Origin of the sequence: Planktotalea sp. (genome assembly GCF_039984035.1) — a bacterium.
Taxonomy (GTDB): domain Bacteria; phylum Pseudomonadota; class Alphaproteobacteria; order Rhodobacterales; family Rhodobacteraceae; genus Planktotalea.
The window spans coordinates 1-10,213 of the sequence record NZ_JBDWVM010000058.1; the positions used below are offsets into that span (position 1 = coordinate 1).

General features: G+C 54.4%; 12 protein-coding genes and 1 pseudogene. 2 read left to right on the plus strand and 11 right to left on the minus strand.

All coding sequences use genetic code 11. The features are described 5' to 3' along the window. Positions 1 to 408: WYL domain-containing protein (locus ABJQ89_RS02540; protein ID WP_348494702.1), on the plus strand; the 408-nt coding region annotated here is incomplete at its 5' end. Positions 409 to 466: 58 nt separating this feature from the next. Beyond that, positions 467 to 1,813 carry a lytic murein transglycosylase gene (locus tag ABJQ89_RS02545; RefSeq protein WP_348494703.1) on the plus strand — a complete coding sequence of 449 codons (1,347 nt, stop codon included), beginning with the start codon at positions 467 to 469 and terminating at the stop codon, positions 1,811 to 1,813. 48 nt (positions 1,814 to 1,861) lie between these two features. Here the strand turns inward: ABJQ89_RS02545 and ABJQ89_RS02550 are convergent, their stop codons facing one another. The 11 genes and pseudogenes from ABJQ89_RS02550 to ABJQ89_RS02600 all read right to left on the minus strand — a co-directional run. After that, complete coding sequence (locus ABJQ89_RS02550; protein ID WP_348494704.1) at positions 1,862 to 2,275, minus strand: hypothetical protein; 414 nt, start codon at positions 2,273 to 2,275, stop codon at positions 1,862 to 1,864. A 41-nt stretch (positions 2,276 to 2,316) separates the two neighbouring features. Next, on the minus strand, positions 2,317 to 2,799 hold the full coding sequence (locus ABJQ89_RS02555; RefSeq protein WP_348494705.1) for an RNA pyrophosphohydrolase: 483 nt from the start codon (positions 2,797 to 2,799) through the stop codon (positions 2,317 to 2,319). Between the two features lie 72 nt (positions 2,800 to 2,871). After that, positions 2,872 to 3,294 (minus strand): GFA family protein, encoded by a 423-nt coding sequence (locus tag ABJQ89_RS02560; RefSeq protein ID WP_348494706.1) that lies wholly within the window; start codon positions 3,292 to 3,294, stop codon positions 2,872 to 2,874. Between the two features lie 138 nt (positions 3,295 to 3,432). Next, the gene (locus ABJQ89_RS02565; RefSeq protein ID WP_348494707.1) at positions 3,433 to 4,122 is read right to left on the minus strand and encodes a hypothetical protein; all 690 of its coding nucleotides are present in this window, start codon (positions 4,120 to 4,122) and stop codon (positions 3,433 to 3,435) included. A gap of 169 nt (positions 4,123 to 4,291) precedes the next feature. Next, positions 4,292 to 5,635, minus strand: a complete 1,344-nt coding sequence (locus ABJQ89_RS02570; RefSeq protein WP_348494708.1) for a S41 family peptidase — start codon at positions 5,633 to 5,635, stop codon at positions 4,292 to 4,294. Between the two features lie 4 nt (positions 5,636 to 5,639). Then, on the minus strand, positions 5,640 to 6,770 hold the full coding sequence (locus tag ABJQ89_RS02575) for a peptidase M23 (protein WP_348494709.1): 1,131 nt from the start codon (positions 6,768 to 6,770) through the stop codon (positions 5,640 to 5,642). Beyond that, positions 6,770 to 8,287 carry a 2,3-bisphosphoglycerate-independent phosphoglycerate mutase gene (gpmI, locus tag ABJQ89_RS02580; protein ID WP_348494710.1) on the minus strand — a complete coding sequence of 506 codons (1,518 nt, stop codon included), beginning with the start codon at positions 8,285 to 8,287 and terminating at the stop codon, positions 6,770 to 6,772. Before gpmI ends, ABJQ89_RS02575 begins: the two co-directional genes overlap by 1 nt. Before the next feature lie 59 nt (positions 8,288 to 8,346). After that, entirely contained in the window at positions 8,347 to 8,817 is a 471-nt protein-coding gene (rlmH, locus tag ABJQ89_RS02585) for a 23S rRNA (pseudouridine(1915)-N(3))-methyltransferase RlmH (RefSeq protein WP_348494711.1), read from the minus strand. Further along, a complete protein-coding gene (rsfS, locus tag ABJQ89_RS02590; RefSeq protein ID WP_348494712.1) occupies positions 8,818 to 9,252 on the minus strand; it encodes a ribosome silencing factor in 435 nt (144 codons plus the stop codon). Between the two features lie 209 nt (positions 9,253 to 9,461). After that, positions 9,462 to 9,812 (minus strand): hypothetical protein, encoded by a 351-nt coding sequence (locus ABJQ89_RS02595; protein WP_348494713.1) that lies wholly within the window; start codon positions 9,810 to 9,812, stop codon positions 9,462 to 9,464. 142 nt (positions 9,813 to 9,954) lie between these two features. After that, positions 9,955 to 10,213, minus strand: a pseudogene (locus ABJQ89_RS02600) (mechanosensitive ion channel family protein); the annotation flags it as partial.

Consider the following 10,213-nt stretch of genomic DNA (forward strand, 5'->3'; position numbering starts at 1 on the left):
AAACTCAAAGGGCGATTGCCACCCAGTCAAGCGCATCGGCTCGAACATGCGGTTTTGTCCGCGCGGAGCTTTCGGGAAAGACCTGCGCCTGGCGTTGATCCGCGCGTTCTGCGTTCTGCGGTTTGGGATGAGCTAACGATCAGTTTTGCCTATGCGGATAAAGAGGGACAAGCGACGGAGCGGAGCGTTGATCCATTGGGCATTACGGCCATGGACACGGTGCAATGTCTTCTGGCTTTCTGTCATCTGCGGCAAGACTACCGCGCCTTTCGTTTGGATCGAATGCGCGACCTTGAGGTGAGCGAGCAGAGCTTCCGGCCTAAACGCGTTCCAATGTTGCGGGAATTCATCGAAAGAATTCGAAATGACGCCTTCGTGTCGGCGAATACTCGCAGACCGACTTCCTGATTTCTTTCGCATTGGAAACAATCGCGCTAGGCTTTGATGAGTTCGTGAAAGGTAAACAATGCTTAGGTTGCCCATCCCACTTTGTATTGCCTTGCTCACAGGGTCTGTGATGCAGGCGCAGTCTGTTGATCAGTCGCTCCGTCCCGTTCAGCGGCCAAGCGAAACGGCGCAAGCACCAGCGCCAAAGGTGGTTAAGCCATCTCCGAAGGTGCGCCCCATTGCCCGCCCTGTCGTCATAAAGAAGGAGCGCGCCGTGACGCCCGAAGCTGTGCTCGCCGCCACGTCCAATGCTGGCTTTGAACGTTGGTTAAAAAGGTTCCGGCCGCGCGCGTTGAAAGCTGGAATCAGCCCAGCTGCCTATGACCGTGCTTTTCGTGGGGTCCAATATGATGCGAAGGTAATCGAGCGAGATCGCAATCAATCCGAATTTACCAAGACGATTTGGGACTATCTAGACAGCGCTGCCTCCGACAAACGCATTACCAATGGCAAAGCTGCGCTGGAGACACATCGCGCCACGTTGGGCGCAATCGAGTCAAAGTATGGTGTCGATAAAGAGGTCGTCGTTGCGGTTTGGGGACTTGAGAGCGCCTATGGGGAGTTTCGTGGCAGCACGCCAATTATTTCTGCGCTTGCAACGTTGTCTTTCGATGGACGGCGCGGGCGGTTTTTTGAAAGCCAGTTGATTGCTGCGCTGAAGATTTTGCAATCTGGGGACACCACGCCCGAAAATATGACCGGCAGTTGGGCGGGCGCCATGGGTCACACGCAGTTCATTCCGACCTCCTATTTGGAGTACGCGGTCGATTTCACCGGTGATGGTCGACGCGACATTTGGGCCGATGATCCGAGCGATGCCTTGGCCTCAACAGCTGCCTATCTCAGCCGGTTTGGATGGGAAAAGGATGTGCCTTGGGGCGTCGAGGTCACATTGCCTGATGGATTTGGCTATGGCCTCGTCAGTCGCAAGATAAAAAGGTCTCCCGCCGATTGGGCGGCGCTTGGCGTGAATGGAATTGGCGGCAACGCAGTCCCCAACTATGGTTCTGGATCACTTCTTTTGCCAGCTGGCGCGAATGGAGTGGCGTTCATGGTGTTCAAGAACTTCTCAGTCATCGAGCGCTACAATGCTGCCGATGCTTATGTCATCGGCGTCGGTCATCTGAGCGATCGGATCGCAGGTGCAGGGCCTTTTGTTACGGCTTGGCCACGAGAGGATCGCGCGCTGACGTTTAAGGAACGTCAACAGATGCAGCGTCTACTTACGTCGGCGGGTTTTAACACGCGCGGTGTTGATGGAAAAATCGGGCCGAATTCTGTTGCCGCGATCAAAAGTTTCCAACGCTCTGTGGGCATGATCCCTGATGGCTATCCGTCGCTGAATGTGCTCAATCGTTTGCGTTGAGCACTGGGTGCGATGCCCTCAGCGGAGACATTTTCTAAAGGTGATTCTCTAGCGAAATTGGGATTTCGGACACTTCCCAGTTAGGTAACATTGGGCAACAGAGTCGAGCGTTTCCCGTGAGGGATCAACAAAGATATGACCGCCACAAGGATTGGTGGACAGCTCATAACCATTCTCGGTTTGCTTTAGAAAGGTCAACGCGGCTTTGCCGCTTGCGGGTCGCGCACACCAAGGTCCGTAGCACTTCACTTCTAACGTCAACCGTGTGTTAAGGTCATGGGTGAACCCCGACTTCGTCAACGCTTTGCCTTTGAGGCGGGCTTGAATCCGGGTTGTTGGCGGTGTCTTGTCCTGACGCGCCATGTCGACCTTGGGCAGCTTTCGCTCGTTAAAACTCAGCGTGCCTGTGGCGACAACGTAGCCTTCCTCCGCTGAAATAACGTCATGTAGGGCCTCAGGCACGCCATAGGGCACGCACGATAGGGCACTGGCCGGAACGGCGATTACAAGAGCGGTGAAAATTCCTGCAAGACGCGCGCATAGACGTCGCGTTTGAAGGGGACGATGTTGGCGACCAATTGATCGGACGGCGTCCAGCGCCACTCGGAGAATTCCGGAATTTCCGTTTCGATGTTGATGTCCGTGTTGCTGCCGTGAAACCGCATGAGAAACCATTTTTGTTCCTGTCCTTTGTAGCGCCCTTTCCAGAGTTTTGGCACGAGAGCATGGGGTAAATCATAGGGAAACCAACCTTCGGTTTCCCCAAGAATTGTCACAAGGTCAGCGCTGACGCCAGTTTCTTCCTCAAGTTCGCGCAAGGCGGCAACTGTTGGATCTTCGCCCTTGTCGATCCCGCCTTGGGGCATTTGCCATGCGTTGGCGCTGCTATCGAGGCGCTGCGCGGTAAACACTTGGCCTGCTTCATTGATCAACATGATGCCGACACAGGGGCGATAGGGCAGGGCGTCGATTTGTTCGGGTGTCATGTCAAAAGTCCTTGAGGCTAGGAATGCGCGTTTGCCTCTGTCTATCTTGCTTCGCGATGCCAAGCCAGCCGATCACGCACCGTCCTTGATAAATCGCAGAACGCCCGCAACAGGTGGCAAGGATGTGTTGTCTGAGGGGTGATTGACGCCATCGGTGACTTTGATCTCTTCGAAATCAAATGGGCTTAATCCTTCAAGGCAAGCCGCGTTGATCCCATATTCGTTAGGATTAGCGCGTCTTTGATGATGGGTGTAAATCCCGCATTTCGAGCAAAAGTAGTGCTTCGCCACTTTCGTGTTAAATCGGTAGAGCGTGAGCAACTCTTCACCCTGAATAAATTCCAAACCATCCAAAGGCGCGGTCAGTGCGACCGCCCCGCGCATTGCGCAGAAAGAACAGGAACATCGGCTTGCCATTTTCAGGCCGTCCAGAAGATGTACGCGAAATTGAACCGATTTGCAGTGGCAAGCGCCAGTGTGAGTTTGAGATTGCATGTGATCGCCTTCAGACAGAGCTTAGGGTTTCAGCTTAGACGCGGCTGCGCTGTTCAGGCAAATAAAACGCGCGAGGATTTTGCTCCTCGCGCGTTCATTCGGACTTAAGTCCGAACAATTAGTCTAGAAGCGTTCAGACTAATTCGTCGCGAAGCAATAGATCAGACCAGCACCACCCGTGCGCGGGAAGGCATCATCAGAACAGCCCGCAGAGCCATGTGCGGAGTTCCATGACATCATGTTGCGCGAGGCATTTAAGCCGACGCGGTCATGGTGACCCACAATTGCGGAACCTTCGCCGTTGCTGGTCCAGTTGCTACAGGTCGTATCACCGCCCGCAGTGGAAAAGTGACCAGCCGAGTCAGAACCTGTCAGAATATCGTGCTTGTTCGGGCGCGTTCCACGACCCGCGACTTCGTTGCCATTTTCATCAAGTCCCGTCGCTAGGCTGATTTTGACTGCGTCGCTGTGCAGATCATCTACGTCTTTCGCGATCATTTCGCCATTCGCGTTGTACCAAGGACCCGCGCCGATACGATCACGTGCGCTGACACCGTTGGTCACTTGTGGCGAACCGCTTGAGCGATCAATGACCATGCTTGTGCTCAGATATGCCGCCCAGTCTTTTGACGATCCCGCTGCGCTTGCCAATGTGGTGCAATGTGCGTCTGCGCCTTCAAGGCCGCCAAAATTACCGCCATCGCCGGAGCCAACGCTACTGATAAAGAACGACATTTTGTCCACGTCTACATCCGCGGCTGCCATGCTTCCGCAAAGGGATAATGCAATTGCTGCGATGAACGTTGATGATTTGCTTGATATAGACATGATAGCTCTCCCATTAAAAAATCGATTTTATGACGTTAGGCGCAAAAAATCGTTGAGTCTAGTGAGCAGCAATCACGTCCTTGAGAGCGTCAGTTCAAAAATCCGACGCTTTAAATGAAAAGAGCGGCTCTGATATGGAGCCGCCCTTCAATTCAGTATGCGTCAGTTTTTACTGTTTAGGACCGAGCGCGCTCAGGCCCTTAAGAATATCAATCGCATAGGCGAGTTGATAATCGTCTTCGCGCAACTGTGCAGCTGTTTCCGCCTTTTCGCGATCTTCTTCGATCTGGCGGATTTCATCTTCGCTGAGGCTGTCGTTACCCAGTGATCCACGAAGGTCGCTTTCAGAGCGACGCTGACGGGAGATGCTTTCTTCTTCCGCTTCGTCCTCTGCTTCAAGCGCGCGACGTGGCTGTTCGACGATGATGTCAGGGGACACGCCAAGCGCTTGGATAGAGCGACCAGACGGCGTGTAATAGCGCGCCGTTGTGAGACGCATCGCGCCGTTACCACGCAAAGGCATCACCGTCTGAACAGAGCCTTTACCGAAGCTCTTCGTGCCGATCACAATCGCGCGGCGGTGATCTTGCAAAGCGCCAGCAACGATTTCAGAGGCAGATGCAGAACCGCCGTTGATCAGAACAACAAGGGGCTTGCCCTGCGCCAGATCGCCAGGTGTTGCGTTAAAGCGGTCACCATCCGCTGGGTCGCGGCCACGGGTTGATACGATCTCACCTTTTTCAAGGAAGGCATCAGAGACGCGGATCGCTTGGGTCAAAAGACCACCGGGGTTGTTACGTAGATCGATCACGAAACCATTCACATTGTCGATGCCACCAAGTTCTTCAACTTCCTTAGCGAGCTTTTCTTCAAGGTTAGGCGTCGTTTGATCGTTGAATGTTGTGACACGCAGAACGACGGTTTCACCTTCGGCGCGCGAACGCACGGCAGTCAGCTTGATTGTGTCGCGAACGATGGAAACGTCAAAAGGTTCGTCTTCGCCTTCACGGGCGATTGTTACGATGATCTCGGATCCAACAGGACCGCGCATCATTTCAACGGCTTCATCAAGCGCGAGGCCAAGGATGCTTTCCCCGTCAACATGGGTGATGAAATCGCCGGCTTCGATACCCGCCTCATCCGCTGGTGTACCATCGATAGGCGAGACCACTTTGACAAAGCCTTCTTCCTGCGTGACTTCGATACCTAGACCACCAAATTCGCCGCGCGTTTGAACGCGCATGTCTGCGGCGTCTTGTGGGGCCAGATAGCTAGAATGTGGATCAAGCGAAGTCAGCATGCCGTTGATGGCTGCTTCGATCAGCTCGCCTTCGTTGACCTCTTCAACGTATTGCGCGCGGATGCGTTCGAAGATGTCGCCAAACAGATCGAGCTGTTCGTAAACATTAACCTTCTTGTCCGCTTCTTGGGCAAGCAACGGAGCGGCAACTTGCGTGGTCATGACGACCGCGGCAATAGTGCCTCCCACTGCGGCCATGATAAACTTTTTCATGTGCTCATTCCTTGTCTGTCTTGAACCAGTCTAGCGGGTCCACGGATGCGTTGTTCTCTCTCACTTCTATATAGAGCGTTTCTGAGCGGGTGTTTCCAGCCCCTTCACTCGCTTGTGAGACAATCTGGTCTAATTGATCCCCATTTCCGCCCATTAACCCAACAGGAAACCCTGCGGGAAGCACTTGGCCAATCTCGCCGTAGAGCGTTTCGAGGCCCGTGAGGACAAATAGTAGATCGGCTTGGGGTTCTAAAATCACGACGTTCCCATAATTTAACAGGGGGCCATGATACCGAATTGTTGCTGTGGTGGGTGTTGTCACCAATGAACGTGGACGCGCGGCAACCAATATACCAGGGCGTGTGATCCCAGCCGCATCGGCTTCGCCGGAGCGACGCAAGATGCGTCCTTCAACGGGGAGGTCAAGAAAACCCTTCAGTTCGGAAATATCGATGACGGGGCCGATAGCCTCGGATGTGGTAATCTTGCTGAGGCCGCCAGCAAAGGCGTCCAGTGTTTCGGTAGAGCTAATTAGAATGGCCGTGCGCACCGGATCGGCGACGAATTTCTTGGGAAGATCTGTGCGATCTGCAATCGCTTGACTCAAGGCCGCGCGAGCATCCTGAACACCGATCAGGGCCTCGCGCAGCTCATCCGTTGCGGTCTCTTGCAGAGTGCGCAGTAGCGTCATTTCATCGACGTCGCGGCGCAAAGCATTGGCGCGCGCCGAAAGGGCAGGGGTTAATTCCGCGACCAACATGCCAGAGCGCACAGCGCCTGCAGGCCCATCTGGATGGGCTAGCAGGACCGGCGCAGGCGCGCGCGAGATCGTCTGCAGGACGCCAAGTAGTTCGGCAACTTCGCCATCGCGTGCGGCCAATTGGCGGCTGAGAACATCCTCGCGCGTCGCCGCAAGGCGCAGACCTTCCCGCATGGCATCAAGACCTGTTTCGAAGGCTTGGATCGTCGATGTCAGCGCTTTCACCCGATCACGGGCGGAAGAGGCGTCTTCCAATTGGCTTGATGCTGCGCGCAATTTGTCTGCCGCCGCTTGCGCCGTCGCGCCCGGATTGTCCTGCGCAAATGCAGGCGTGCCAAGCGCAATGGCAAAAAGAAGGGCGCGCAGCAGATGCATTAGGCGATTAAACTCTTTCCTGTCATTTCTTCAGGCTGCGGAAGGTTCATCAGCTGCAGCAGCGTGGGTGCAAGATCGGCAAGACGTCCTTCATTCAGCTTCGCACCAGCAGGTCCACCAACCATGGTGACGGGAACGGGATTAACCGTATGGGCCGTATGTGGACCGCCGGTTTCTGGATCAACCATCATTTCACAGTTGCCGTGATCTGCGGTGACGATCATTGCGCCGCCCACAGCAACAAGCGCTTCAAGCACACGGCCAAGACCCTGATCAACGGCTTCACAGGCTTTGATCGCCGCATCAAGATCGCCAGTGTGTCCAACCATGTCGGGATTGGCGTAATTGGTGATGATCAGATCATATCCATCCTTGATCGCGCCCACGAATGCGTCTGTGACCTCTGCCGCGCTCATTTCTGGCTGTAAGTCATAGGTCGCGACTTTGGGGGAAGGCGCCATGTAGCGATCTTCGCCTTCTTCTGGCACTTCAACGCCACCATTCATGAAGAATGTTACGTGCGGATATTTCTCTGTCTCTGCGCAGCGGAATTGGCGTTTACCCTGCTTCGCGACCCAAGCGCCCAATGTGTTGGGGATGTCGCGTGGTGGGAACACTGTGTCGAGGTAGGCGTTATGCGCTTTGGAATATTCGACCATCCCGAGCGTCGCGGCCCAAATGGGCCGCGGGCCTGTTTCAAACGCGTCAAATGCGGGTTCAGCTAAAGCAGCCAGGATTTCGCGAGCGCGATCAGCGCGGAAGTTCAGGCAGAACAGCCCATCGCCATCTTTTGTTCCTGCGTATCCACCAACAACAGTCGCTTTGATGAACTCGTCGGTGATGTCTTCATTGTATGACGCATCGATGACAGCTTTTGCGTTTGGCTGACTTGCGCCTTTCGCGTTGACCATCGCATCAAAGGCTTGGCTGACACGTTCCCAACGGTTGTCACGGTCAAGCGCATAGTAGCGTCCGCAAACGGTGGCGATGGATGCACCGTCTGGCAACGCAGCTTCCAACGTTTCGAGATATCCCAGTGCAGAGGATGGCGCGACATCGCGCCCGTCTGTGATCAAATGCAATGCAATTGGCACGCCCGCTTTGGCGATCACATCAATCGTCGCAATCAGATGATCGAGAGAGCCATGAACGCCGCCATCCGACAGAAGGCCCATCAGATGCGCTGTGCCACCGCTTGATTTCAGTTTCGCGACGAAACCAAGAAGCGCTTCTGCCTCAAAATAGCTTCCGTCTTCAATTGACAGATCAATCTGCCCAAGGTCCATCGCCACAACGCGCCCCGCGCCGATATTCGTGTGACCGACTTCTGAGTTTCCCATTTGTCCCGTTGGCAGGCCAGCGTCTCGGCCGTGCGTGATCAACTGCGCGGAGGGACCCTCGCTCATGATACGGTCAAAGTTTGGGGTCTTGGCCAACGCCGGTGCATTCGCGGTCTCGCTTGGGCCGATGCCCCAGCCATCAAGAATGCATAAAACGACGGGTTTTGGTGTGCTCATGGATCAGGTCTTTCTTAGGCTTTGGCCCTGTCTAAGAGAAGCGCCGCCGCAAGGCAAAGCTAAACCCTGTGATATGGGCTTCCTGAGAGGATTGATGCCGCACGATAGAGCTGTTCGGCCAGCATCACGCGCGCCAACATATGCGGCCAAACCATCGATCCAAAGCTGAGCTTGGCATCTGCGCGTGCGCGTAAAGACGGATCAATGCCATCTGCCCCGCCAATGATGAACGCCAGATCAGCGCGCCCAACATCGCGCCATCCGCCCAATTTGTCGGCAAACTTGGGCGAGGTCATAACAGTGCCGCGTTCATCCAAAGCGCAGATTACGGCGCCTTTGGGCAGGGCGCGTTCTAGCAGGGTCGCTTCCGCGCCCATGCCGAGGTTCTTTTTATCTTCGACCTCCAAAACAGACAAAGGGCCGAGGCCTAAACCCCGACCTGTCCGGTCAAACCGTGTTTGATAGTCGTCAAATAGCGTCTTTTCTGGGCCAGCGCGCATACGCCCGACAGCACAGATATGAACTCGCATTTAGGCCGTTGGCCGTGGCATCGGCTCTTCACCGCCCAGCCACATCTTTTCGATCTGGTAGAATTCGCGCACTTCAGGGCGGAAGACATGAACGATGATATCGCCCGTATCCAGCAAGACCCAATCGCCGCTGTTCTTGCCCTCAAGCTTGGACGCGCGGCCCAACTCTTGCTTCAGCTTGTCAGACAGCTTTTCCGAGATCGCAACAACCTGACGGGTCGAGCGGCCTGAACAGACGAGCATGTAATCGCCAATAGCCGTTTTACCGCGCAGATCGATCTGCACGATGTCTTCGGCTTTGTCTTCTTCAAGAACGTTAAGGATAAAGGCCAGTAGCTCGTCGCTGCTGGTGTCATCGGGGCCAGTCATCGTGGCGGACCCTTGATCAGCGGCCCCTGCCGCGTCGTTGTTAACAGACAGAACACTGTCCTCCATAAAAACACCGATTCTGCCCCGGTGCTGGGTTTTATGCGTATAGCATTGGTGCTTTGATATCTCAACCTGTGCAGTTGCAGCATTGAAGTGGCATCGTGTTCGGGCGCGATTAGAAGAACATAGTTCAGCGTTTATAATGAATTGCCGTTGTGTGGGTGACTTGGCTTGTCAGGTTCTGAGCCTGAATGTTCCCTGATGTGGAGGTGGGGCTAAATAGCAAGGCGCTTGCCAAGCTGAATATTTACTCCGCCAGTTTCATCAATGTTGTAAGAAGTAATTTCGTATACAGCTATCAACTTACCCGTCCCAAATAATGCTTGCTTTTCATCTTTTCCGCCTTGGCGGACAATCGCATATGAGCTTGATTTTATTGCGTTCACGAATTGTTTGTACTTTTGAGAAAATCCATTTCGAGGCCCTTTGAAGGGATCGTAATAGTTCTGGTTGGCGTCTATGCGCGCGCTGTGAAGGATTGGAGCGTCAACGATATCAAGTCCGCGTCCCTTGGCGTAACCTGTCCAAGACGATCGGTATGAAAAGCCTGTTTGTAGGTCTCTCATCTTAATCATTCCTTACTCCACTCATTTGTGTTTGGTTGGGGGCAATCACACGCTTGAGGCGAGTTTGCGGTTATATCAAGTTACTAGCCCATCAGCTTCTTCAATGTCATGTTCATGATATACTGAATATGGCAAATCGGCTTCATTGAGCCTCCTCCAACATCCGCACCTCTCTCTGAGGGAACGGAATAGAAATGCCGTTCTCCTTGAACGTATCCCAAAGCGCCAAGAACACAGCGCCGCGCACGTTTGTGAGGCCGCCTGTCGGGTCCATGATCCAGAAGCGCAGAATGTAATCGACGCTGCTGTCGCCAAATCCAACCACATGACACACGGGCGCGCGCGGGGTGTCGAGCACACGATCAACGGTTTGCGCAGCTTCAATCGCCAATGCGCGCACT

Excerpts from the sequence above, each read along its gene's own strand:
- ABJQ89_RS02595 (WP_348494713.1), bottom strand. The coding sequence starts at position 9,812 with ATGAGAGACCTACAAACAGGCTTTTCATACCGATCGTCTTGGACAGGT.
- ABJQ89_RS02565 (WP_348494707.1), bottom strand. The coding sequence starts at position 4,122 with ATGTCTATATCAAGCAAATCATCAACGTTCATCGCAGCAATTGCATTA.
- ABJQ89_RS02545 (WP_348494703.1), top strand. The coding sequence starts at position 467 with ATGCTTAGGTTGCCCATCCCACTTTGTATTGCCTTGCTCACAGGGTCT.
- ABJQ89_RS02555 (WP_348494705.1), bottom strand. The coding sequence starts at position 2,799 with ATGACACCCGAACAAATCGACGCCCTGCCCTATCGCCCCTGTGTCGGC.
- ABJQ89_RS02570 (WP_348494708.1), bottom strand. The coding sequence starts at position 5,635 with ATGAAAAAGTTTATCATGGCCGCAGTGGGAGGCACTATTGCCGCGGTC.
- ABJQ89_RS02560 (WP_348494706.1), bottom strand. The coding sequence starts at position 3,294 with ATGCAATCTCAAACTCACACTGGCGCTTGCCACTGCAAATCGGTTCAA.
- gpmI (WP_348494710.1), bottom strand. The coding sequence starts at position 8,287 with ATGAGCACACCAAAACCCGTCGTTTTATGCATTCTTGATGGCTGGGGC.
- rsfS (WP_348494712.1), bottom strand. The coding sequence starts at position 9,252 with ATGGAGGACAGTGTTCTGTCTGTTAACAACGACGCGGCAGGGGCCGCT.
- ABJQ89_RS02575 (WP_348494709.1), bottom strand. The coding sequence starts at position 6,770 with ATGCATCTGCTGCGCGCCCTTCTTTTTGCCATTGCGCTTGGCACGCCT.
- rlmH (WP_348494711.1), bottom strand. The coding sequence starts at position 8,817 with ATGCGAGTTCATATCTGTGCTGTCGGGCGTATGCGCGCTGGCCCAGAA.